Here is a 21,360-nt window from a genome sequence, read left to right on the forward strand (position 1 = left end):
CGTTCCGCAAGACATTGCCGATGCGGGCCTAACCCCTTAAGGCGCAGCGCGACTTTTCAATTATTGACGGAAGACCCATGGGTTTCAAATGCGGTATCGTCGGGCTGCCCAACGTGGGCAAGTCCACCCTGTTCAACGCCCTCACCGAGACGCAGGCGGCGCAGGCGGCCAACTATCCCTTCTGCACCATCGAACCCAATGTCGGCCAAGTATCGGTGCCCGATGCGCGGCTCGACACGATCGCTTCGATCGCCAAGTCGGCCAAGGTCGTCCCTACCCAGCTGGCCTTCGTCGACATCGCCGGGCTGGTGAAGGGCGCGAGCCAGGGCGAAGGGCTGGGCAACCAGTTCCTTGCCAACATCCGCGAAGTCGATGCGATCGTCCACGTCCTGCGCTGTTTCGAGGATGACGACATCCAGCATGTGTCGAACCATGTCGATCCGATCGCCGATGCCGAAGTGGTCGAGACCGAATTGCTGCTTGCCGACCTCGAAAGCCTCGAGAAGCGCGTCCCCAACGCGCAGAAGCGCGCGACCGGCGGGGACAAGGAAGCCAAGATCATGGCCAGCGTTCTCGGCCAGGCGCTCGACCTTTTGCGCGACGGCAAGCCTGCCCGCCTCACCCAGCCCAATGACGATGAGGAAGCGCGGCTGTTCGAGCAGGCACAGCTCCTCACTGCCAAGCCCGTGCTGTACGTCTGCAACGTCAACGAGGAAGATGCCGCGAGCGGCAACGAATATTCGGAAAAGGTCTTCGCCAAGGCGAAGGCCGAGGGCGCCGAAGCGGTGATCGTATCGGCGGCCATCGAAGCCGACATGGTCGGCATGGACATGGACGAGCGGCTGGAGTTCCTGAAGGAAATGGGGCTGGAGGAAACCGGCCTCAATCGCATCATCCGCGCGGGTTACGACCTTCTCAACCTTCATACCTTCTTCACCGCCGGTCCCAAGGAATCGCGGGCCTGGACGGTCGAGAAAGGCGCCAAGGCACCGCAGGCCGCAGGCGAGATCCACAGCGATTTCGAACGGGGCTTCATCCGGGCCGAGACGATCGCCTATGACGACTATGTCTCGCTGGGCGGCGAAAGCGCGGCACGCGAAGCCGGCAAGCTGCGCCAGGAAGGCAAGGAATATGTCGTGAAGGATGGCGACATCATGCTGTTCAAGTTCAACGTATGACTACCTGGTTCGAGGATATCTCGGTCGGCGACCGGATCGAATGCGGCGAGCATGAAGTGACTCGCGAGGAAGTGCTCGAATTCGCGCGCAAATATGATCCCCAGCCCTTCCACCTCGATGACGAGGCGGCGGCGAAGACGCCCTTCGGCCGGATCGCGGCCTCGGGCTGGCACACCGGCGCGATGGTGATGCGCCTGATCGTCGATTGCTGGACCGAGAAGAAGCTGATGGGCGTGGGATCGCCCGGCCTCGACGAATTGCGCTGGCTCAAGCCCGTCTATCCCGGCGATACGATCCGCGTGTCGAGCGAAGTCGTGGATATGCGCCCCTCGCGCTCGCGTCCCGAGCGGGGCACCTTGTGGACCGACGTTTTCGTCCACAACCAGCATAACGAACTGGTCATGCGCTACCGTTCGATCGTGATGGTGATGCGCCGCCCGTCGGGCGACTAGCTTCCGGGAAATTCCATCAGGCTGATCGCCTCGACGCCGACACGGCGCAGCGCCGCGCTGCCGCCGAGATCGGGCAGGTCAATGATGAAGCGTGCGCCAACGAGATGGCCGCCTGCGCGGGCGACAAGCCGTGCCGCCGCGCGGGCGGTGCCGCCAGTGGCGATGAGGTCGTCGACCAGCACCACGTTGGACCCTGCCGCGATGGCATCGACATGCATCGCGAGCCGGTCGGTGCCATATTCGAGCGCATAATCCTCGGCGATCGTCGCGCCGGGTAATTTGCCGTCCTTGCGGATGAGCAGCAGCCCTGCCCCCATCTTCTCCGCCATCGCTCCGCCGATGGCGAAACCGCGCGCGTCGATGGCGGCGACGAGATCGACCTTGGTCTCGACGCTGTCGACGAGCCGTTCGATGGTCGCACGAAACCCTCCCGCATCGAGCAGGAGGGTCGTGAGATCGCGAAACTGGATGCCGGGCTTGGGAAAGTCCGGGATGGTGCGGACCAGCGCCTTGAGGTCATCGTTGGCGCTGGTCACGCCATCAACCCTCGACGCCGCGGCCTTCTTCGGCGGCTTCGGCCTTGGCCTGCTCGCGCTTGGCCATATTCTCCGGATCCAGCGGACCCTTGGGAGCGACCTGACGCTTGGCTTCGGCCCAGACGTTCCGATAGGCGAGGAAGGCCAGGAGGGTCGCGATCGACAGGAAGATGAGGATCGCGATGCCCGCACGCTTGCGGCTTTCCATGCGCGGTTCGGCGGTCCAGATCAGGAAGGCCGTCACGTCCTTCGCCATCTGCTCGACCGTCGCTTCGGGAGCGCCTTCGCCATAGGTCACCTGGCCATCGCTCGTGATGGGCGGCGGCATGGCGATGTTGAGATTGGCGAAATAGGGGTTGTGGTAGAGACCCGTGCCCGGAGCCGCGCTCGGGAATTCCGCGAGCAGCTTCTTCGAGGGCTCCTGATAGCCCGTCAGCAGCGAGTAGATGTAGGGCGCACCGCCCTCGCGGGCCTTCACGATCAGCGAAAGATCAGGCGGATATGCATTGTTGTTCGCCGCGCGCGCCGCGATCGCATTGGGATAGGGATTGGGGAAAGTGTCCGAGGGGATCGCCGCACGGGTGGTTTCCTCGCCCAGTTCGGGATCGATGGTGGGCACTTCCCATTCGTTGGCCGCGAGCGACTTCACCTGTTCGGGGGTGTAGCCGATTTCCTCGAGGTTGCGGAACGCGACATATTGCAGGCCGTGGCAGGCCGCGCACACTTCGCGATAGACCTGGTAGCCGCGCTGCAACTGGGCATCGTCGAACCGGCCGAACGGACCGTCGGAGGAGAAATCCACCTCCTTGGGTTCGAGATGATACTTATATTCGGCCGATTCCTGCGGCGGCTCGTTGAAATAGCCGCTCAGGTCGGTGAACAGCGAAATGACGAGCACGCCCACAAAGCCGAGGCCGACGAGAAATCCGATGATGCGAACCATGGGTCTGACGTTTCCTTAAGCGTTTGCAGGCTGGCTTTTGGCGAGCCCGTAGGGAGCACTTTCCTCGGCCTCGCCGTGGAGGACCGACGCGCTGATCGAGCTGGGGAGCGGCAGCGGCGTTTCGATCTTCGAGATGATCGGCAGGATGATGAGGAAGTGGGCGAAATAATAAGCGGTGCCGATCTGGCTCAGCGCCACCCAGGGCTGTTCGGCGGGCATCACGCCGCAGATCGCGAGAAGCACGATGTCAGCGACGAAAATCCAAAAGAACAGCTTGAACAGCGGGCGATAATGGCCCGAGCGAACCGGCGAACGATCCAGCCACGGCAGGAAGAAGAGCAGCAGGATCGACGAGAACATCGCCACCACGCCCCACAGCTTCGCCGGGATGATGAAATCGACGGTGAAGGCGCGCAGGATCGCGTAGAAGGGCCAGAAATACCATTCGGGAACGATGTGCGCCGGGGTCGCGAGCGGGTTGGCCTCGATATAGTTGTCGGCATGGCCCAGCGCGTTCGGCATGAAGAAGGTGACCGTGACATAGGCCATCAGCACGAGGAGGATGAACCAGCCGTCCTTCGCGGTGTAGAAGGGATGGAAGGGCAGCGTGTCCTTCTCGGTCTTCACATCGACGCCCGTCGGGTTCGACGAACCCGGGATATGCAGCGCCCAGGTCTTGAGGATCACCACGCCGGCGATCACGAAAGGCAGGAGATAGTGAAGCGAGAAGAAGCGCGTGATCGCGGCCTGGTCGGGCGCGAACCCGCCCAGCAGCCAGACCCGCAGCGGCTCACCCACCACCGGGAAGGCGGAAAAGAAGCCGGTAATCACCTGCGCGCCCCAATAGCTCATCTGTCCCCAGGGAAGCACATAGCCCATGAAGGCCGTGGCCATCATCAGGAGATAGACGACGAGGCCGAGCATCCAGACCAGTTCGCGCGGCGCCTTGTATGAGCCGTAGAAGAGGCCTCGGAAGATGTGGATATAGACCACGATGAAGAAGAAGCTGGCGCCGTTGGCGTGCGCATAGCGCAGGAACCAGCCCGCGTTCACGTCGCGCATGATATGTTCGATCGAGGCGAAGGCGCCGTCGACCGAGGCATAATAATGCATCGCCAGCACGATCCCGGTGATGATCTGGATCATCAGGAACACGCCGGCCAGGACACCGAAGTTCCAGGCATAGTTGAGGTTGCGCGGCACCGGATAGCCACCGCCGACCGCGCCATAGACGAGGCGCGGAAGCGGAAGGCGCTCGTCGACCCACTGGCCGAGCGCTGTCTTGGGTTCGTAAGGCTTTGCCCAGGCGAAGCTCATCTGGTCCTATCCCCTATCGCTTAGCCGATCCGGACGACGGTATCGGAGGTAAATTCAAATTCCGGCACGACCAGGTTGGTCGGCGCGGGGCCTTTGCGGATGCGACCCGCGGTGTCGTAGTGCGAACCGTGGCAGGGGCAGAAATAGCCGCCATAGTCACCGCGGTTCTCGCCTTCGCCAACGCCCAGCGGCACGCAGCCCAGATGGGTGCAGACGCCCAGCGTGATGAGCCAGTTTTCCTTGCCCGAGGCGGTCCGCTCCTTGAGCGTTTCCTTGTCGCGCAGCGCCGAAAGCGGCACCGCGTCGGCCTGGGCGATCTCTTCCTCGGTGAGGTTGCGGATGAAGACCGGCTGCTTGCGCCAGCTGGTCTTGATCGCCTGCCCTTTCTCGATCTTCGAGACATCGACCTCGATCGAGGCCAGTGCGCGCACGTCGGCGTCGGGTGCCATCTGCATCACCAGCGGCGCCACGGCGGCCACCCCGCCGACCCCGGCGAAGCTGACAGCGGCAATATTGATGAAATCGCGACGACGGACGCCGTCTTCCTGTTCGGCGGTGGTTTCGCTCTGTTCCAGCGTGGCCATGCTCATCCCATTATTTCGCGTCTTGCACGCCGCGGAAGGCTGCGCGCATCGATTCCGTTTGGCGTGGACACCAAACGGCTTGGCGCGCCTGATAGCGTCTCGACCACCTAATGCAAACGGTGAAAATTGGGGAACTTGCGGCAGGCCCGCTTGCGCGGCTATCGCGCGGCCCATGCGAATAGCACTATATCAGCCTGAAATTGCCGGAAATGTCGGCGCGGTGATGCGCCTCGGGGCGTGTCTCGGCGTGGCGGTCGACTTGATCGAACCCCTCGGTTTCGAATGGGACGACAAGCGCGTGCGACGCACCGCGATGGACTATATCGACCATGTCGAAGTGGTGCGACACCGCGATTTCGCGTCCTTTCTCAAGCAGTTGGATGGCGCCCGCCTCATACTCGCCACGACCCGTGCGCGTGCGGGGCTTTACGAATTTCGCTTTGCCGAAAATGATGTGCTCATGTTCGGCCGCGAAAGCGCGGGCGTACCCGGGGATGTCGCCGAGCAATGTGACGAGCGCATCCGCATCCCGATCCGCGCCGACGTGCGTTCGTTCAATCTTGCCACGGCCGCGTCGATTGCCGCAGCCGAGGCGCTTCGACAGACAGGAAAGCTTCCCGCATGAAACCGCTCGACGATCAGCAACAGGCCGCCCGCGACTGGTTCGAATCGCTACGCACGCGAATCTGCGATGCCTTTACCGCGATCGAGCGCGAAGCCGGTTCCGATGCCGAGTTCGCCTTCATTCCGTGGGAGCGGCAGAACGAGGACGGCTCGCCCGGCGGCGGGGGCGTGCGCGGGCAGATGACGGGCGAGGTGTTCGAGAAAGTGGGCGTGAATGTCTCGACCGTCGGCGGCTATTTCAATCCCGAGTTCGCGACCTCGATCCCCGGCACCGAGGAAAATCCGAGCTTTTTCGCCACGGGCATCAGCCTTGTCGCCCATATGAAGAACCCGCATGTTCCGGCGGTCCACATGAACCTGAGGTACCTCGTCACCGGAAAACGCTGGTTCGGCGGGGGTGCCGACTTGAACCCCGCCATCCCCTATGAGGAAGATACCGAGGCTTTCCATGCGCGGCTGCGCGCGGCCTGCGCGGCGCACGATCCGACTTATTATGATCGATTTTCCAAATGGGCGGAGGAATATTTCTGGCTACCGCATCGCGGAGTGGCGCGCGGCGTGGGCGGCATATTCTATGACCGGCTCGATGCGGCGGGCGATTTGTTCGAACCCAATTTCGCTTTCACCAAGGATGTCGGAGAAGCCTTTCTCGACATCTTCCCGCAGATCGTGCGCAAGCGGATGAACAGCGAGCATGACGATGAAGACATGAAGCGGCTGCTCGATTTCCGGGGCCGCTATGTCGAGTTCAACCTGCTCTACGACCGGGGCACGTTGTTCGGCCTCAAGACCGGCGGCAATATCGACGCGATCCTGATGAGCCTGCCGCCGCTCGCGCGCTGGTCCTAGTCGGCGCTGGCGTGCGGGACGGTGGGCTCCGCCGCGAGATGCGCGTAGATGCGCGCACTCATCGTCATGAGGATGACCGTGAGCGCGGCCTGCACGAAGCCCGTGAACAGGCCCAGCAGGGCAGCGGGTAGCGACCAGGGCGTCACTTCCCCGAAAGCGAGCGTGGTCAGGAGACCGATCATCACGCCGACAGTAATCAGGACGATCATCGCCGCGACCGCGAACATCAGGAGCAGCGCGAACAGCCGCCAGAAATGGCCGCTGGTAAGCTGCCAGCTCTTCTTGAGGATCGCGACCGGCCCCTTCTTCTCTGCCACCGCGACCGGCGTGATGAGGAACATGCGCACCCCGACATAGAAGAAAGCGAGCATCAGGAAGAGAAGGACGAGGAGTTCGGTGCCGTCGAGCGCCTGGCCGATCTGCTGCGGATCGCCGCTTTCGAGGGCCTCGGGACCGACCATTGCGCCGAGGACGAGCATGAAGAGGAGCATCATCGGGATCACCCAGAGCAGCGCCGCTACGAACACGGGGAAGAAGCGGCGGGCGCCGACCCTGATCGCTTCGGCAACGGTCGAGCCGGACGACAAGGCGAGATGGGTAATCGCCAGCGTGCCGATGAAAGTGATGATCGCCGCCACGAAAGAGAGAAGGACCACCAGCCCCGAGTTTTCGGCCGGCGTGCCTGCGGCCTGGTCGGGGTTCAACGTCACCTGGAGCGCCGCCGGGAGCGCGATGAGCGCGGCCGCCACGACCATCATGAGCTGTCCGTCGCGTCCCAGGATGGCGCGGGTTTCGTCCCAGGCCTTGCTGATCGACAGATGCCTCATTCTTCATTCCCCCTTTTGCTTGACGCACCAGATGGCAGTCGCGCGGCGTCATGGCAACGCCCTTGCTCTTGCCCCCGCTTCATAGCAGAGGAGCGGCCATGATCGACGATGTGGAATGGCAGGTGAGCGAAGGGCTCGTCCCCTATGACGAGGCCCTTGCCGACATGGAAGGCCGGGTCGCGGCGATCCAGGCGGGCGAAGCGAGCGAGCGCGTCTGGTTGCTCGAGCATCCGCCGCTATTCACCGCGGGGACGAGCGCCGATCCGAGCGAACTGATGAACCCGATGCAATTTCCCGTTTACGAAGCGGGGCGCGGCGGGCGCTATACCTATCATGGGCCGGGACAGAGGGTCGGCTATCTCAATCTCGATCTTGGTCGGCGGGGCAAGGACATCCGCCATTTCGTCCATTGCCTCGAAGGCTGGATGATCGATGCGCTGGGCGAGGTGGGCGTCACCGCGCGGCGCGAGGAAGGGCGCATCGGACTGTGGGTCGGCAATGGCGCGGAGGAAGCCAAGATCGGCGCGATCGGCGTCAGGGTGAAACGCTGGGTCACGCTGCATGGCTTTTCGATCAACGTGGCACCTGACCTTGCCCATTTCGGCGGCATCGTTCCGTGCGGCATCGCCGAATTTGGAGTGACCAGCCTCAAGGCGCTCGGAAAAGGCGCGGACATGGCACCGCTTGACCGCGCGCTGAAGGCGCATCTCCCGACTTTCCTTGAGCGGCTGACGCCCGCTTGAGGCGCATGAGCGGTCGCTCTATCCTCCCGCCTCTTTGATAAAGGAATTCACGATGCGGATTGCCCTTGCCCTGCCCTTTCTCCTTCTCGCTGCCTGCGGGCAGGACGATGAAATGGCCACGATCGGAAATGATGCCGATGTCGTCGCCAATACGGTCGGCGTAAGCGCCGATGTGACCGCGATCGACGCGGCTACCGACAGCGATGCCGGCCTGCCGATGCCCGAAGTGGAGAATGAAGGGGAATAGGCCGGGCAGACGGCCCCTTCCCTATTGGAGGCCCAGAAGCTTGTGGGTCTGGAGCGTGAGGCGCCATTTGGGGCGCTGCATGACGAGGTCGATGGCGGCTTTCTTCGCTGCCTCGGCGTCGGCGCAATCCATCGGCTGGACGAGGAAATGGTCGAAGGCCATGGCCTCGATGGCGTTCAGGTCGATCCCTTCCTGCGGCCACACCAGCTTCAGTTCATTGCCCGAACGCTGAACCAGATCGGACCCGGCCTTGGGACTGATGCACAGCCAGTCGATGCCTTCGGGTGCCGCGATGGTGCCATTGCTTTCGACCGCGATGCGGAAGCCGTGCCGGTGGAGCGCATCGATGAGATCACTGTCGAGTTGCAGGAGCGGCTCCCCGCCCGTGATCACCACCAGCCGGTGGCCCTTTTCGCCCTCCCAGAGCGATTCGACCTTTTCGGCGAGCGCATCGGCGGTCGCATATTTGCCGCCGTTCACGCCGTCGGTGCCGACGAAGTCGGTGTCGCAGAACTGGCAGATCGCCTTGTCCCGATCCTGTTCGCGCCCGGTCCACAGGTTGCACCCGGCAAAGCGCAGGAACACCGCGCGTGCGCCGCTCTGCATGCCTTCGCCCTGGAGGGTGAGGAAGATTTCCTTGACCGCGTAGCTCATGGCGCGGCGGCGTAGCGGGTCGGATCGGGGATCCCCGCCTGTTCATAGCCCGCGCGCCGGAGACGGCAGCTGTCGCAGGTGCCGCAATGCAGCCCGCCGGGCGCGGGGTCGTAGCAGGACCAGCTCATCCCCGCGTCGAGGCCGAGCCGCTGCGCTTCAAGCGCGATGTCGGCCTTGGTCATCTCCTGCAGGGGCGCGTTGATGCGGAAGGTCTCGCCTTCGTCGCCTGCCTTGGTGGCAAGCGTAGCAAGCTGCTGGAAAGCGGAAATGAATTGCGGGCGGCAGTCGGGATAGCCCGAATAGTCGAGGCTGTTGACGCCGATATAGATGTCGCGCGCCCCGCGCGCCTCGGCAAAGGCGAGGCAGAGCGAGAGGAAGACCGTGTTGCGCGCGGGCACATAGGTGACCGGGATATCCTCGCCCACACCGTCCTTGGGCACGTCGATATCGTCGGTGAGCGCCGAGCCCCCGAACACCGACAGGTCGAGCGGAAGCACGACATGGTCGGCCACCCCGACGGTCTCGGCAATGCGCTTCGCCGCATCGAGTTCGATGCGGTGGCGCTGGTGATAGTCGATGGTCAGCGCATGCACGTCATGGCCGGCCTCGCGGGCGAGGCCCGCGCAGACCATGGAATCAAGGCCTCCCGAAAGAAGGACGATGGCTTTGCTGCGTTGCGTCATGACGGCGCCCCTTAGCGCCACTGTGCCCCGGCGAACAAGCCTAGCGGCAATCGCCGGTGCGGCGGGCGTGATAGACCCGGTGGAAAGGCGTGGAGCGGAGGATGCCCTGCGTCTCGATCCGGAGCGAGCGAGGCGTCACCACCTGCATCGAGGCGCGGCCGAAGCCCGCGCCGGTGCAGGTATAATGGATGAGCGCTTCGCCCGGACCTTCCGAAATGGTCACCCGCGTGCACTGGCGCCCGCGATGCGCGACCTGCGCGAGCATGGTGGGGTCGGCGATGCACATGCGCACGCTGTCGCGTTCGCTGCCGGGCTCGGACAATTCCCACTGGCCCGCCACGACACGGCCAAGCGCGCCGCGGCTGTCCTGCGACAAGGCAGGGACCGCAGCGGCAAGGAGCAGCATGCCGGCGATGGCGGGGAAGGCCCGTTTCATGGGCCATAGATAGGACGAATGGGCGCTGGGTTAAAGTGCGCTCTCTTAATCGATGCTTTCCGGCGAAATGGGAAAGCTGGTCGCGCAGAAGGCGCAATCGACCCGGATCATCCCGTCCTTGTCGACCATTTCGGCCCGTTCCGAGGCCGGGAAACGGGCGATCACCGAACGAATATAGTCGGTATCGCAGCGGCAGCCCTTGGAAAGCGGGATCGACTGGAGAATGCGCACTTCATCCTCTTCGTGGAAGAGGCGCCAAAGGAGCGCATCGAGCGCCAGCGAGCGATCGACCAGCTCGTCATCCTTCACCGATCCGGCAAGGATGGCGACATGCGGCCAGTCGGGATGGTCGAGCTTGGTATGGAGGCGGTCGCGGCCTTCCTCGCCCTCGGGTAGATGCTGGAACATCAGCCCGCCCGCGACCCAGCCTTCATTGTCCTTCGCAGCGGCAAGGCGCACGACCGAGGGGATCTGCTCGGACTGGGCGAAGAAGCTTTCGGCGGCCTGCGCAAGGCTTTCGCCTTCGAGCGGCACCACGCCCTGATAGCGTTCCTTGGTCGCGGGCTGGTCGAAGGTAATCGCCAGATAGCCCTTGCCGAACAAGGAGAAGAGCGTGGGTTCGGGCGGCGCCTCGGCCAGCCGCTTGGCATCGTGGCGGACATAGCCGCGCAATTCGCCGCCATGATAGTCGCAGACGAGAAGGTCGATGATGCCATTCTCGGTCTGCGCCTGGATCGTCAGCTGTCCGTCGGTATCCTTGAGAAGCGATCCCAGGAGCGCGGTCATCGCCAGCGCTTCGGCGAGCAGTTTCTCGATCGGCGGCGGATAGCCGTGATTGGCGAGGATCTTGTCGAGCGTCGCGTCGATCCGGCAAAGGCGCCCGCGCGCTCCCCGGTTGGGGAGGATCGCGCCGAGCGTCGTGTCGCTGTCGAGGGCGGCGTCGCCGTCAGCCATTATTGATCTTCCGGCTTCTCATATTCGCTCGCAGCCTTCGAAAGGCCGTCGATGAATTCGCGGACATGCTCTTCCCCGATGTTAAGCGGGGGAAGGACGCGCATGACATTGTCGCCGGCCGCCACCGCAAGAAGCCCGCGCCCGCGCAGCCAGCCGACGAAGGCGCGCGGATCGGTCTTCATCCGGATGCCGAGCATGAGGCCCATGCCGCGCACGCTTTCGAACATGTCGGGATGGTTGCCGATCATCTGTTCGAGCCCGCTGCGGAGCCGTTCGCCCATCGTCTTCACCTGATCGAGAAATTCGTCCTTGGCGACCACGTCGAGCACCGCTTCGCCCGCCGCCATGGCGAGCGGATTGCCGCCATAGGTCGAGCCATGGGTGCCGAAGACCATCCCCTGCGCGGCCTTTTCGGTGGCAAGGCAGGCGCCGAGCGGGAAGCCGCCGCCAAGGCCCTTGGCCGAGGCCAGCACGTCGGGCTCGATCCCATATTGTTCATAGGCGTAGAAGGTGCCGGTGCGCGCGACGCCGCACTGCACCTCGTCGAGGCCAAGCAAGATGCCATGCTCGTCCGCGAGCTTGCGGAGCCCCTGCATGAATTCTTTCGAGGCCGGACGGATGCCGCCTTCGCCCTGGATCGGTTCGACCATGAAGCCCGCGGTATTTTCGCTGATCGCTTCGCGCGCGGCGTCGAGATTGTCGAACTCGACATAGGTGAAGCCCGGCAGGAGCGGTTCGAAACCGTCGTGCAGCTTTTCCTGGTTGGCGGCGCTGATGGTCGCCATGGTGCGGCCGTGGAAGGCATTCTTGAAGGTGATGATTTCCTTCTTGTGGGGATTGCCTTCGACCACATGGTAGCGGCGCATGACCTTGATCATGCATTCGACGCTTTCGGCGCCCGAATTGGTGAAGAAAACCGTGTCGGCGAAGCTCAGGTCGACGAGCCGCTGGGCATAGGATTCGCCCTGCGGGCTGCCATAGAGGTTCGAGACATGCATCAGCTTGGCGGCCTGGTCCTGGATCGCTTTGGTCAGATGCGGATGGCCATGGCCGAGCAGGTTGACCGCGATGCCGCTCGCGAAATCGAGATATTTCTCGCCCTGCTCGCCATAGAGATAGGGCCCTTCACCCCTGACCGGCCTGACATCGCAACGCGGATAGACAGGCATGAGCGGAGTGATGGTCATGGAAATACCTCTTCTTTCGATGGTGGCATGGCAAGGGCGGTCCCGTAAGGAGCCCGCCCGGGGCCTGCCTATACCGATGCCCGGGAAGAGATGAAAGTGCGGGCCGCGCCTTGGGCCCGGAAAAACTTTTCCGGACGTGAAAAGGGCGCCCCGTCAAGGAGCGCCCTTCCCCCAATCCTCGCACGAGTGCCTTGGCGAGGCTTAGTCCCTGTCGCGATGACGACGCCATTTGCGGCGGTCATGTTCGCGATGATCGTGATAGCGGTCGTCGTCATAGCGGTCATAACGGTCGTAGCCGTAGCGGCCGCGGCGACCGTCGCGCAGTTCCTTGCGCAGGTCCGACCGCAGTTCATGGATGTCATGACGCACCTTGCGGATGTCGCGATAGGACATGATGCGGTGGCCATAATAGTTGATCTTGCGCTGCAGCTTGCGCGCTTCCTTGTCGAGCTTGCGCGCATCCTTGTGACGCAGCGCGCCCGTCCGGCTGAAATAATTGATGTCGCGGCGGATCTCGCTCACTTCGCGCTGCAGGCGGCGGGCCTGGTCATGGCTGCGGGCATGGGCCCTGTCGTAGCCATAATCGTAGCCGTAGCGGCTCTGTTCGTAGCCATAACCGCGCTGAGCCTCGGCCGAAGCCGGGACCGCGGTCATGCCTGCGGCGATGCCAAGCGCGGCGGCGGCCGTCAGAAACTTGCGCATGATGTCTACTCCTTCATTCGAAACATGATGAACGAAGGATGGCGCAGCCGCCCTGAGACGAGCCTGAATGTTGCTGTTATGTAACGTTCAGCGAAGCAAAATCAGGCGCTAGCTTTTGATTTTCCAGCCGGATTTCAGCACCGAGAAGCAGATTGCGAAAAGAATGAGGTTGAAGATCGCCAGTCCAATAGCGCCCACGACGACCGGCGAATCACTCACGCCGAGGAAGCCGTAGCGAAAGCCCGAAATGACGTAGAAGAAGGGGTTCGCATGGCTCACCAGCTGGAAGAATTCGGGCAGCGCGCGGACCGAATAGAAGGTGCCCGACAGAAGCGCGAGCGGCGCGACGACGAAATTGGTGACCGCCGCGGCATGATCGAACTTCTCTGCCCAGATCGAGGTGAGAAGGCCGAGGAAGGACAGCATCAGCGAACCCATCAGCCCGAACCACAATACCCATGCCAGCCCGACCGGCGTCACATCGACGTCAGGCCACAGCGCCATCACCAGCCAGACCGCGCCGCCGACCATGAAGGCACGCGTCACCGAGGCCCCGACCAGACCGGTGATGAGTTCGCCGATCGACAAAGGCGGCATGAGATAATCGACGATCGTGCCCTGGATCTTGCCGACAAGCAGCGAGAAGCTAGCGTTGGCGAAGGCATTTTGGATCATCGCCATGACGATGAGGCCCGGCGCGAGGAATTCGGCGAAGGGAACGCCCATCACCATGCGGTCGCCCCGCCCCAGCGCGATGGTGAAAATGACCATGTAGAGAAGCGTCGTGACCGCCGGAGCCCAGACGGTTTGCGTCTGCACCTTGAAGAAGCGGCGCACTTCCTTGATATAGAGGGTCTTGAGACCGCCCCAATTCACCCCATCTAGAAGAGGATCGCCCGGGGCCTTCACTGCCCAATTGGGTGTCTTTTCATTCACGGCGCTTGGCCCTAGAGGCTGTCGCCGAGCGAGACAATAGGATTGACCATGTCCTGGACAGAAGAGCGGATCGACCGCCTGAAGAAAATGTGGGCCGACGGAAATACGGCCAGCCAGATCGCCGAGGACCTCGGGGGGGTGAGCCGCAATGCCGTCATCGGCAAGGCGCATCGCCTGGGCCTGCAGTCGCGCCCTTCGCCGGTGAAATCGGGCGACAAGGCGAAGAAGGCAGCCGCCAAGCCCAAGGCCAAGACGACTGCCAAGAAGGCCGCGCCGAAGAAGGCGGCGGCGCCCAAGAAGGCTGCGGCGCCCAAGCCCGCGGCCAAGCCCGAGCCCGCACCCAGGGCAGCCGCCGGAAGTGCCGCGCCTGCCCCGAAGGAAGAAAAAAAGGGCAAGGAGGAAAATCTCCAATATCGCTCGGTCGGACCCGGCGGCTTCATCCGCCAGGGCCCGTCGGACCAGCAGGCCCCGATCCCGCCCGCGCCGCCGCGTCGCCTCATTCCGGCCAAGCCGTCGGAAGAAGTGGCCGACAAGACGTCGATCCTCGACCTCAACGACCGCATCTGCCGCTGGCCGATGGGGCATCCGGGCGAGCCCGATTTCCATTTTTGCGGCGAAAAGGCCAATCCGGGCTTCCCTTATTGCGTCGAGCATTGCGGGGTCGCCTACCAGGCGCAGCTGCCACGGCGCGATCGTCGCCCGCCGCCGCCCCTGCCCTTCGGCGGCCCGCGCGTCCGCTGACCCAAGGAAAAAGCCCCGGCAGCCGAAGCTGACCGGGGCTTTTCTTTTCGAGCGAGCAAGGCCCGTCAGGCGGTTTCCTTTTCCTCCGCCTGCATCTCGATGGCCTTTTGCTCGGACTGGCCGGACTTGCCGCCGATCTCGATCTTCTTGGGCTTCATTGCCTCGGGGATTTCCCGCTTGAGGCTGATCGACAGAAGACCGTTTTCCAGATCGGCGTCGGTCACCTGCACATGGTCGGCAAGCCCGAAGCGCCGCTCGAACGCGCGCAGCGCGATCCCGCGGTGAATATAATCATGGCCCTCGTCGCCGGACTTGCGCCCCTTGACGATCAGCTGGTTCTGCTGGGCCGTGATGTCGATTTCGTCCCGCTTGAAGCCCGCGACGGCGAGGTCGATGCGATATTCGTCGTCGCGCACCTTCACGAGATCGAAGGGCGGGTAATTCTCGCTGGCTTCCCCGATACCGCTGTCTTCGAGCAGATCGAACAGTCGATCAAATCCGATCGTCGACCGGCGGAAGGGCGAAAAATCAAATGCACTACGCATGGTTTTTGTCCTCCTATTTGAGCAACTTGAGGCGGAGGTCAGGCCAATCATCGGCCGTTTCCCAGCCGCCGCCGGACCCGTCGAGGCATCCGGCGCGAAAAAGATGGGTGAAGCATGCGCGATTTCAAGATGCTTGGCAGCCGCCTCGATGCGCCCCTATAGCAATGGTCAAATGTCCGATCTGTTCGAATCCGAAAACCACAAGACGCCCGACGATTATGACGCCTCCGCCATCGAGGTTCTCGAAGGCCTGGAGCCCGTTCGTCGGCGTCCCGGCATGTATATCGGCGGCACCGACGCACGGGCGCTGCATCACCTCGCCGCCGAGGTCATCGACAATGCGATGGACGAAGCGGTGGCGGGTCATGCCAGCCGCATCGAGGTCGAGCTGGACGAAGGCAATCGGCTGACCGTCACCGACAACGGGCGCGGTATCCCGGTCGATCCGCATCCCAAGTTCAAGGACAAGTCGGCCCTCGAGGTCATCCTCACCACCCTCCATTCGGGCGGCAAGTTCGAGGGCAAGGCCTATGCCACCAGCGGCGGCCTGCATGGTGTGGGCGTCAGCGTGGTCAATGCGCTCTCCACCGACACGCTGGTCGAGGTGGCGCGCGACAAGAAGCTTTATCGCCAGAGTTTTTCGAAGGGTCATGCGACGGGCAAGCTCGAGGAAGTGGGCGCTGCCCCCAACCGCCGCGGCACCACCGTCGCCTTCACCCCCGATCCCGAGATTTTCGGCAAGGATGCGAAGTTCAATCCCAAGCGATTGCACGATCTTGCCCGCTCCAAGGCCTATCTGTTCGCGGGTGTCGAGATCCGCTGGAAATGCGCGCCCTCGCTTGCCTCCGACGAGGTGCCGGAGAGCGCGACCTTCAAGTTCGAGAACGGCCTTGCGGACCATCTCGCGGCCCAACTCGAAGGGCGCGAATGCATCACTACCCCGCCCTTCGCTGGGACGCAGGATTTTCCCGATGGCGAAGGCAAGGTCGAATGGGCAGTCGCCTGGCCGGTCTGGTCCGAGGGAAGCCAGAGCTATTATTGCAATACCATTCCGACCCCCGACGGCGGCACCCATGAAGCGGGTCTTCGCGCCGCGCTGACCAAGGGGCTGCGTGCCTTTGGCGAGCTGGTCGGCGAGAAGAAGGCCGCCAAGATCACCGCCGACGACCTGTTCGGCGGGATCGAGGCAATGCTGTCGGTGTTCATCCGCAATCCGCATTTCCAGTCGCAGACAAAGGACCGGCTGACCTCGACCGAAGCGGCGCGCTTCGTCGAGACCGCGGTGCGCGACCATTTCGACCATTATCTCGCCGACAATATGGATCGCGGGCGCGCGCTGCTCGGCGCGGTGATGGAGCGGGTGGACGAGCGCCTGAAGCGCAAGGCCGAGCGCGAAGTGAAGCGCAAGACCGCGACCAGCGCGCGCAAGCTGCGCCTGCCCGGCAAGCTCACCGACTGTGCCAATGACGATGCCGACGGCACCGAACTGTTCATCGTCGAAGGGGATTCGGCAGGCGGCAGCGCCAAGCAGGCGCGCGACCGCAAGACGCAGGCGATCCTCCCCATTCGCGGCAAGATCCTCAACGTCGCGAGCGCCACGCCCGAGAAAATCCGCGCCAATGCGGAAATTTCCGATCTCGTCCAGGCGCTGGGTGCCGGAACGCGCGACAAGTTCGATGCCGACCAGCTCCGCTACGAGCGCATCATCATCATGACCGACGCCGATGTGGACGGCGCCCATATCGCGACCCTGTTGATGACTTTCTTCTTCCAGGAGATGCCCGACCTTGTCCGGCAGGGTCATCTCTACCTCGCGCAGCCGCCGCTCTACCGCCTCACCTCGGGGTCCAAGTCGCTCTATGCCCGCGACGATGCGCACCGCCGCGAACTGGAGGAGAAGGAATTCAAGGGCAAGAAGGTCGATGTCGCGCGCTTCAAGGGTCTTGGCGAGATGAACCCGGCGCAGCTCAAGGAAACCACCATGGACCCGGCGACGCGCAGCCTTATCCGCATCACCCTTCCGGCCGAATATCAGGACCGTCAGCCGGTCAAGGATCTGGTCGACCGGCTGATGGGCAAGAACCCCGAACACCGCTTCCGCTTCATCCAGGACGAAGCGAAAAGCCTCGATGAAGATGCCATCGATGCCTGAGCCGATTGTGCCGAAACGGGCCGCCCGAACGGCTGCCCTTTGCAACTTGCGGGCGAAGGCCTAAATGGCGGCCATGGAACGCCGCAAACCGCGTCTTGCGCAAGCGCCCGCGCTGTTACGGCAGAAATCGCCGCTGAGCGTCGGCGCGCAGTTGAGCATCAGGGCTGGTCTCCTGCTTCTCCTGCTTGCCTTCATTATCGCCGTCCACTGGTTCGAACGCGATGCGTTCGTCGACCAGGTCGATGGCGAGATGAGCTTTGCGGACGTCATCTATTTCACCATGATTTCGGCGACCACGACGGGCTATGGCGACATCGTCCCCGTGACCGAGCGCGCAAGGCTGTTCGACGCTCTGATGGTGACGCCTGCGCGGATCTTCTTCATCCTGATCCTCGCCGGGACCGCCTATTCGTTCGTGATCAAGAGAAGCTGGGACAAATGGATTATGCGACGCCTCCAGAAAACGCTTGAGAAGCACATCGTGGTTGCCGGCTATGGCACCAGCGGTTCGGAAGCGGTCAGTGAATTGATTGCCCGCGGCGAAGACCCGCGCAAGATCGTGGTCATCGACCAGAATCCCGAGGCGCTCGCCAAGGCCGAGCAATTGGGCTGTATCGTGCTCCAGGCCGATGCCACGCGCGATGCGACGATGGAGCAGGTGCGCCTGCGCCAGGCCGCGACGATGATCATTTCGGCGGGCCGCGACGATACCTCGATCCTCATCTGCCTGACGGCCCGGCATCTTTGCCCCAACCTGCCGATCAGCCTTGCGGTGCGCGCCGAGGACAATGAATTTCCCGCCCGCGCCGCGGGTGCGACCACGGTGATCAACCCGACCAGCTTCGCAGGCCTGCTGCTTGCCGGCTCGGCGCATGGCGCGGGGATTTCGGACTATCTCGCCGACCTTGCCTCGGCGACCGGCCGCGTGCGCCTCCATGAACGCACGATCGAGAAATTCGAGGTCGGCAAATCCTTGTCGGAAGTCGCGATCGGGCTGGGCGTGCGCATTCTGCGCGGCGGCCGAACGATCGGTTTCTGGGAAGAGGAAGCCAAGAAACTCGAGGAAGGCGATCGCATCATCGAGATCATTCCGGGCTTCGCATTCCCGCCGTGCAAGGTGGGCTAAGCCCCCGACGCCAAAAGAAAAAAGACGGCCTGCGCCCAAGCAGCGCCTAGATTTCGCCCCGAAGAGCGTCTAGGGGCCGCGCGCACATGGCTACGAAACTCCCCTCCCCGCCCAAGGTCGGCATGGTCAGCCTCGGCTGTCCCAAGGCGCTCGTCGATAGCGAGCGGATCCTGACCAAGCTGCGCGCCGACGGCTATCAGATGAGCCCCGACTATGCCGGGGCCGATGTCGTGCTGGTCAACACCTGCGGCTTTCTCGACAGCGCCAAGGAAGAGAGCCTCGAGGCGATCGGCGAGGCGATCGCGGAAAATGGCCGCGTGGTGGTGACGGGCTGCATGGGCAATGACGCCGATCTCATCCGCGCCAAATATCCCAATGTCCTCGCGGTAACCGGGCCCCAGCAATATGAGCAGGTGGTCGAGGCCGTCCATGACGCCGCGCCGCCGCAGGTCAGCCCCTATGTCGACCTGGTGCCGCAGCCCGAAGCCAAGCTGACGCCGCGCCATTACAGCTATGTGAAGATTTCCGAGGGCTGCAATCACCGCTGCGCCTTCTGCATCATCCCGTCGATCCGCGGCGATCTTGTCAGCCGCCGGCCCGACGCGGTGCTGCGCGAAGCCGAGAAGCTGGTCGCGGCGGGCACGAAGGAATTGCTGGTCATCAGCCAGGATACCTCGGCCTATGGCCTCGATCTCAAGCACCAGGCCTGGCCCTGGAAGGATGGCGAGGTGCGCGCCCATATGACCGACTTGGCGGCCGGGCTGGGCGCGCTTCGCACTCCCGAGGGCGAGCAGCCCTGGGTGCGGCTGCACTATGTCTATCCCTATCCCCATGTGGACCGGGTCATTCCGTTGATGGCCGAAGGCAAGCTGACGCCCTATCTCGACATTCCCTTCCAGCATGCCGCGCCCAAGGTGCTGAAGGCGATGAAGCGCCCGGCGAACGAAGCCAAGGTGCTCGAACGGCTCAAGAACTGGCGCGAGATCTGCCCCGACATCGCGGTGCGGTCGAGCTTCGTCGTGGGCTTCCCGGGCGAGACCGAGGAAGATTTCCAATATCTGCTCGACTGGCTGGAGGAAGCGCAGCTCGACCGGGTCGGCGCCTTCCGCTTCGAACCCGTCGAAGGCGCGGCAGCCAATGCGCTTCCGGGCGCGGTGCCCGAGGAAGTGAAGGAAGAGCGCTACGCGCGCATCATGGAAGTGTCGGCGCGCATTTCGGCGGCCAAGCTCCAGAGGAAGATCGGCACCAGCTTGGACGTCATCATCGACGCGGTGGACGCCGAAACGGGCGGCGCGTCGGGCCGGTCGAAGGCCGATGCGCCCGAGATCGACGGCGAAGTCCATCTTCGCGATGCGGGCCACCTCAAGCAGGGTGATTTCGTCCGCGTCGAAGTCGAGGATGCCGACGAGCATGACCTCTACGGAGCACCGCTCGCCTGATCGCGACGGGGCGCCGCCGTGCGCCCTCTGGCAAAGCGCCGCCGGTCGCCCTAGATGAAGGCGCATGACCGAACTTCTTGCCGCCGATCAAGGCCAGCCCGCCCATATCGTCCACCTTGTCGACAGCGACAGTTTCCAGGACTGGCGCAAGGAGCAGCCGCAGCGGATCCGCGCGTTGCTCGATGCCAATCGCTATGACGGCGAGACGGGCTATGCCTATCTGATCCTGCCGGGCGAGAATGACGATGACTGGTCGGTCGTGTCGACGGTCGCGAATGTTCAGGAACTGTCGCCATGGTGCCTGGCCAAGCTCGGCGAAGCGCTGCCCGAAGGCACATATCGCCTCGCCGATGACCGGCAGCCGGGGCCCGCGATGCTCGGCTGGCTGCTCGCCCAGCACCGCTTCGACGATTATCGCTCCAACCCCTCCGACACGGCAGGCAAGCGTGTCCTCCTGACCAAGGACGTCAACGAAATCGAACGGACGCGGCAGACCGCCGAAGCGGTAACGCTGGTGCGCGACATGGTCGACACGCCCGCGGAGGACATGGGGCCCGCCCAGATCGAAGAGCGCGCGCGCCAACTCGCCGAAGCGCATGGCGCGACGGTCAGCGTCACCAGGGGCGGTGAACTAGAAAGCGGCTATCCGATGGTGCATGCGGTGGGCCGCGCCGCCACGAAGGAGCGCGCTCCGCGCCTCGTCGAACTCGAATGGGGTCGTCCCGATGCGCCTCGCCTGGCGATCGTCGGCAAGGGCGTGGTTTTCGACAGCGGCGGGCTCGACATCAAGAGTGGCAAGGGCATGCGCCTGATGAAGAAGGACATGGGCGGTGCCGCCCATGCCATCGCGCTCGCCAAGCTGGTGATGGAGCGGCGCCTGCCGGTGCGTCTCCACCTGCTCGTTCCGGCGGTGGAGAATGCCGTATCGGGCGACAGCTTCCGCCCGGGCGACGTTCTTGATACGCGCAAGGGCCTCAAGGTCGAGATCGACAATACCGATGCGGAAGGGCGCCTGATCCTCGGCGATGCGCTGACCAAGGCCGTCGAAGACGAAGCCGCGATGATCATCGACTTCGCGACGCTGACGGGCGCGGCGCGCGTTGCCCTCGGCCCCGACCTTCCCGCCATGTTCGCCAATGACGAGCAATTGGCGTCGGACCTGATTTCGGCATCGCAGAAGGTCAGCGATCCGATCTGGCGGCTGCCGCTGTGGGATGGCTATGACGAAATGCTCAAATCCACTCTGGCCGACATGGTGAACAGCGCGACCTCGCCTTTCGCCGGGTCGATCACGGCTGCCCTCTTCCTCCGCCGCTTCGTGCCCGAGGAAACGCCCTGGGCGCATTTCGACACCTTCGCATGGCAACCCGCCGCCAAGCCGGGCCGACCCAAGGGCGGCGAAGCACTGGGCCTGCGCGCGGCGATGGCAATGCTCGAGGAGCGATTCGCGCGCGATTGACTCTCTTCCCCGCGGCAGGCCGTTGGCATGCACGGGTGAAAATCTT

At 63.7% G+C, this 21,360-nt stretch carries 24 protein-coding genes; 11 read left to right on the forward strand and 13 right to left on the reverse strand.

Going from position 1 to position 21,360, the window contains the following annotated elements:
* Nucleotides 1-77: 77 nt before the first annotated feature.
* Nucleotides 78-1,178 (forward strand): redox-regulated ATPase YchF, encoded by a 1,101-nt coding sequence (ychF, locus tag FHS50_RS05075; protein WP_183933268.1) that lies wholly within the window; start codon nucleotides 78-80, stop codon nucleotides 1,176-1,178.
* On the forward strand, nucleotides 1,175-1,630 hold the full coding sequence (locus tag FHS50_RS05080; protein WP_183933269.1) for a MaoC family dehydratase: 456 nt from the start codon (nucleotides 1,175-1,177) through the stop codon (nucleotides 1,628-1,630). Before ychF ends, FHS50_RS05080 begins: the two co-directional genes overlap by 4 nt.
* Here the strand turns inward: FHS50_RS05080 and FHS50_RS05085 are convergent.
* The 4 genes from FHS50_RS05085 to petA are packed head-to-tail and all read right to left on the reverse strand — an operon-like array spanning nucleotide 1,627 to nucleotide 5,010.
* Complete coding sequence (locus FHS50_RS05085; protein WP_183933270.1) at nucleotides 1,627-2,166, reverse strand: adenine phosphoribosyltransferase; 540 nt, start codon at nucleotides 2,164-2,166, stop codon at nucleotides 1,627-1,629. The two genes, FHS50_RS05080 and FHS50_RS05085, sit on opposite strands and share 4 nt — an antisense overlap.
* A 4-nt stretch (nucleotides 2,167-2,170) precedes the next feature.
* Complete coding sequence (locus FHS50_RS05090) at nucleotides 2,171-3,109, reverse strand: cytochrome c1 (protein ID WP_183933271.1); 939 nt, start codon at nucleotides 3,107-3,109, stop codon at nucleotides 2,171-2,173.
* 15 nt (nucleotides 3,110-3,124) lie between these two features.
* A complete protein-coding gene (locus FHS50_RS05095) occupies nucleotides 3,125-4,426 on the reverse strand; it encodes a cytochrome b (RefSeq protein WP_183933272.1) in 1,302 nt (433 codons plus the stop codon).
* A gap of 20 nt (nucleotides 4,427-4,446) precedes the next feature.
* Nucleotides 4,447-5,010, reverse strand: coding sequence for a ubiquinol-cytochrome c reductase iron-sulfur subunit (gene petA, locus FHS50_RS05100; protein WP_183933273.1), 564 nt, complete (start codon nucleotides 5,008-5,010; stop codon nucleotides 4,447-4,449).
* A 172-nt stretch (nucleotides 5,011-5,182) separates the two neighbouring features.
* On the opposite strand from petA, the gene FHS50_RS05105 reads away from it, so the two are divergent.
* Both FHS50_RS05105 and hemF read left to right on the forward strand, forming a co-directional pair.
* Nucleotides 5,183-5,635: a tRNA (cytidine(34)-2'-O)-methyltransferase gene (locus FHS50_RS05105; protein WP_183933274.1), complete on the forward strand. Its 453-nt coding sequence runs from the start codon at nucleotides 5,183-5,185 to the stop codon at nucleotides 5,633-5,635.
* The gene (hemF, locus tag FHS50_RS05110; protein WP_183933275.1) at nucleotides 5,632-6,483 is read left to right on the forward strand and encodes an oxygen-dependent coproporphyrinogen oxidase; all 852 of its coding nucleotides are present in this window, start codon (nucleotides 5,632-5,634) and stop codon (nucleotides 6,481-6,483) included. The genes FHS50_RS05105 and hemF overlap by 4 nt, the downstream gene beginning before the upstream one ends.
* On the opposite strand, the gene FHS50_RS05115 is transcribed toward hemF, so the two are convergent.
* Nucleotides 6,480-7,310 carry a glycerophosphoryl diester phosphodiesterase membrane domain-containing protein gene (locus tag FHS50_RS05115; protein WP_183933276.1) on the reverse strand — a complete coding sequence of 277 codons (831 nt, stop codon included), beginning with the start codon at nucleotides 7,308-7,310 and terminating at the stop codon, nucleotides 6,480-6,482. The genes hemF and FHS50_RS05115 overlap by 4 nt on opposite strands.
* Nucleotides 7,311-7,408: 98 nt before the next feature.
* Between FHS50_RS05115 and lipB the strand changes: the two genes are divergently transcribed.
* Nucleotides 7,409-8,053 carry a lipoyl(octanoyl) transferase LipB gene (gene lipB / locus FHS50_RS05120; protein ID WP_183933277.1) on the forward strand — a complete coding sequence of 215 codons (645 nt, stop codon included), beginning with the start codon at nucleotides 7,409-7,411 and terminating at the stop codon, nucleotides 8,051-8,053.
* A 52-nt stretch (nucleotides 8,054-8,105) separates the two neighbouring features.
* On the forward strand, nucleotides 8,106-8,300 hold the full coding sequence (locus FHS50_RS05125) for a hypothetical protein (RefSeq protein WP_183933278.1): 195 nt from the start codon (nucleotides 8,106-8,108) through the stop codon (nucleotides 8,298-8,300).
* A gap of 21 nt (nucleotides 8,301-8,321) precedes the next feature.
* Here the strand turns inward: FHS50_RS05125 and queE are convergent, their stop codons facing one another.
* The 7 genes from queE to FHS50_RS05160 form a co-directional block, all read right to left on the reverse strand.
* Nucleotides 8,322-8,954, reverse strand: a complete 633-nt coding sequence (gene queE, locus FHS50_RS05130) for a 7-carboxy-7-deazaguanine synthase (RefSeq protein WP_183933279.1) — start codon at nucleotides 8,952-8,954, stop codon at nucleotides 8,322-8,324.
* Complete coding sequence (gene queC / locus FHS50_RS05135; RefSeq protein WP_183933280.1) at nucleotides 8,951-9,637, reverse strand: 7-cyano-7-deazaguanine synthase QueC; 687 nt, start codon at nucleotides 9,635-9,637, stop codon at nucleotides 8,951-8,953. Before queC ends, queE begins: the two co-directional genes overlap by 4 nt.
* Before the next feature lie 40 nt (nucleotides 9,638-9,677).
* Nucleotides 9,678-10,073, reverse strand: coding sequence for a hypothetical protein (locus FHS50_RS05140; protein WP_183933281.1), 396 nt, complete (start codon nucleotides 10,071-10,073; stop codon nucleotides 9,678-9,680).
* 45 nt (nucleotides 10,074-10,118) lie between these two features.
* Nucleotides 10,119-11,027: an Hsp33 family molecular chaperone HslO gene (gene hslO, locus FHS50_RS05145; protein ID WP_183933282.1), complete on the reverse strand. Its 909-nt coding sequence runs from the start codon at nucleotides 11,025-11,027 to the stop codon at nucleotides 10,119-10,121.
* Nucleotides 11,027-12,214 carry an aspartate aminotransferase family protein gene (locus tag FHS50_RS05150; RefSeq protein ID WP_183933283.1) on the reverse strand — a complete coding sequence of 396 codons (1,188 nt, stop codon included), beginning with the start codon at nucleotides 12,212-12,214 and terminating at the stop codon, nucleotides 11,027-11,029. Before FHS50_RS05150 ends, hslO begins: the two co-directional genes overlap by 1 nt.
* A 201-nt stretch (nucleotides 12,215-12,415) precedes the next feature.
* Nucleotides 12,416-12,916 (reverse strand): hypothetical protein, encoded by a 501-nt coding sequence (locus tag FHS50_RS05155; protein WP_183933284.1) that lies wholly within the window; start codon nucleotides 12,914-12,916, stop codon nucleotides 12,416-12,418.
* Between the two features lie 108 nt (nucleotides 12,917-13,024).
* Nucleotides 13,025-13,852: an ABC transporter permease gene (locus FHS50_RS05160; protein ID WP_265569092.1), complete on the reverse strand. Its 828-nt coding sequence runs from the start codon at nucleotides 13,850-13,852 to the stop codon at nucleotides 13,025-13,027.
* Nucleotides 13,853-13,900: 48 nt separating this feature from the next.
* Here FHS50_RS05160 and FHS50_RS05165 point away from each other — a divergent pair, with 48 nt between their 5' ends.
* Nucleotides 13,901-14,593, forward strand: a complete 693-nt coding sequence (locus tag FHS50_RS05165; protein WP_183933285.1) for a GcrA family cell cycle regulator — start codon at nucleotides 13,901-13,903, stop codon at nucleotides 14,591-14,593.
* Nucleotides 14,594-14,658: 65 nt separating this feature from the next.
* Here the strand turns inward: FHS50_RS05165 and FHS50_RS05170 are convergent, their stop codons facing one another.
* On the reverse strand, nucleotides 14,659-15,138 hold the full coding sequence (locus tag FHS50_RS05170; RefSeq protein WP_183933286.1) for an Hsp20 family protein: 480 nt from the start codon (nucleotides 15,136-15,138) through the stop codon (nucleotides 14,659-14,661).
* 172 nt (nucleotides 15,139-15,310) lie between these two features.
* Between FHS50_RS05170 and parE the strand changes: the two genes are divergently transcribed.
* From parE to FHS50_RS05190, 4 genes are all read left to right on the forward strand, one after another.
* Entirely contained in the window at nucleotides 15,311-17,290 is a 1,980-nt protein-coding gene (parE, locus tag FHS50_RS05175; RefSeq protein WP_183933287.1) for a DNA topoisomerase IV subunit B, read from the forward strand.
* 64 nt (nucleotides 17,291-17,354) lie between these two features.
* Complete coding sequence (locus FHS50_RS05180; RefSeq protein ID WP_407696051.1) at nucleotides 17,355-18,416, forward strand: potassium channel family protein; 1,062 nt, start codon at nucleotides 17,355-17,357, stop codon at nucleotides 18,414-18,416.
* 86 nt (nucleotides 18,417-18,502) lie between these two features.
* Nucleotides 18,503-19,855: a 30S ribosomal protein S12 methylthiotransferase RimO gene (rimO, locus tag FHS50_RS05185; protein ID WP_183933289.1), complete on the forward strand. Its 1,353-nt coding sequence runs from the start codon at nucleotides 18,503-18,505 to the stop codon at nucleotides 19,853-19,855.
* 64 nt (nucleotides 19,856-19,919) lie between these two features.
* Entirely contained in the window at nucleotides 19,920-21,314 is a 1,395-nt protein-coding gene (locus tag FHS50_RS05190; protein ID WP_183933290.1) for a leucyl aminopeptidase family protein, read from the forward strand.
* Nucleotides 21,315-21,360: the final 46 nt, after the last annotated feature.

Origin of the sequence: Sphingomicrobium lutaoense, assembly GCF_014195685.1 — a bacterium.
Classification (GTDB): Bacteria; Pseudomonadota; Alphaproteobacteria; order Sphingomonadales; family Sphingomonadaceae; genus Sphingomicrobium; species Sphingomicrobium lutaoense.

Coding starts and splice junctions, on each gene's coding strand:
- rimO (WP_183933289.1), top strand. CDS start 18,503: ATGGCTACGAAACTCCCCTCCCCGCCCAAGGTCGGCATGGTCAGCCTC.
- FHS50_RS05090 (WP_183933271.1), bottom strand. CDS start 3,109: ATGGTTCGCATCATCGGATTTCTCGTCGGCCTCGGCTTTGTGGGCGTG.
- ychF (WP_183933268.1), top strand. CDS start 78: ATGGGTTTCAAATGCGGTATCGTCGGGCTGCCCAACGTGGGCAAGTCC.
- lipB (WP_183933277.1), top strand. CDS start 7,409: ATGATCGACGATGTGGAATGGCAGGTGAGCGAAGGGCTCGTCCCCTAT.
- FHS50_RS05165 (WP_183933285.1), top strand. CDS start 13,901: ATGTCCTGGACAGAAGAGCGGATCGACCGCCTGAAGAAAATGTGGGCC.
- FHS50_RS05180 (WP_407696051.1), top strand. CDS start 17,355: ATGGCGGCCATGGAACGCCGCAAACCGCGTCTTGCGCAAGCGCCCGCG.
- petA (WP_183933273.1), bottom strand. CDS start 5,010: ATGGCCACGCTGGAACAGAGCGAAACCACCGCCGAACAGGAAGACGGC.
- FHS50_RS05125 (WP_183933278.1), top strand. CDS start 8,106: ATGCGGATTGCCCTTGCCCTGCCCTTTCTCCTTCTCGCTGCCTGCGGG.
- FHS50_RS05115 (WP_183933276.1), bottom strand. CDS start 7,310: ATGAGGCATCTGTCGATCAGCAAGGCCTGGGACGAAACCCGCGCCATC.
- queC (WP_183933280.1), bottom strand. CDS start 9,637: ATGACGCAACGCAGCAAAGCCATCGTCCTTCTTTCGGGAGGCCTTGAT.
- hslO (WP_183933282.1), bottom strand. CDS start 11,027: ATGGCTGACGGCGACGCCGCCCTCGACAGCGACACGACGCTCGGCGCG.
- parE (WP_183933287.1), top strand. CDS start 15,311: ATGTCCGATCTGTTCGAATCCGAAAACCACAAGACGCCCGACGATTAT.
- FHS50_RS05105 (WP_183933274.1), top strand. CDS start 5,183: ATGCGAATAGCACTATATCAGCCTGAAATTGCCGGAAATGTCGGCGCG.
- FHS50_RS05080 (WP_183933269.1), top strand. CDS start 1,175: ATGACTACCTGGTTCGAGGATATCTCGGTCGGCGACCGGATCGAATGC.
- FHS50_RS05140 (WP_183933281.1), bottom strand. CDS start 10,073: ATGAAACGGGCCTTCCCCGCCATCGCCGGCATGCTGCTCCTTGCCGCT.
- FHS50_RS05150 (WP_183933283.1), bottom strand. CDS start 12,214: ATGACCATCACTCCGCTCATGCCTGTCTATCCGCGTTGCGATGTCAGG.
- FHS50_RS05155 (WP_183933284.1), bottom strand. CDS start 12,916: ATGCGCAAGTTTCTGACGGCCGCCGCCGCGCTTGGCATCGCCGCAGGC.
- hemF (WP_183933275.1), top strand. CDS start 5,632: ATGAAACCGCTCGACGATCAGCAACAGGCCGCCCGCGACTGGTTCGAA.
- queE (WP_183933279.1), bottom strand. CDS start 8,954: ATGAGCTACGCGGTCAAGGAAATCTTCCTCACCCTCCAGGGCGAAGGC.
- FHS50_RS05170 (WP_183933286.1), bottom strand. CDS start 15,138: ATGCGTAGTGCATTTGATTTTTCGCCCTTCCGCCGGTCGACGATCGGA.
- FHS50_RS05095 (WP_183933272.1), bottom strand. CDS start 4,426: ATGAGCTTCGCCTGGGCAAAGCCTTACGAACCCAAGACAGCGCTCGGC.
- FHS50_RS05190 (WP_183933290.1), top strand. CDS start 19,920: ATGACCGAACTTCTTGCCGCCGATCAAGGCCAGCCCGCCCATATCGTC.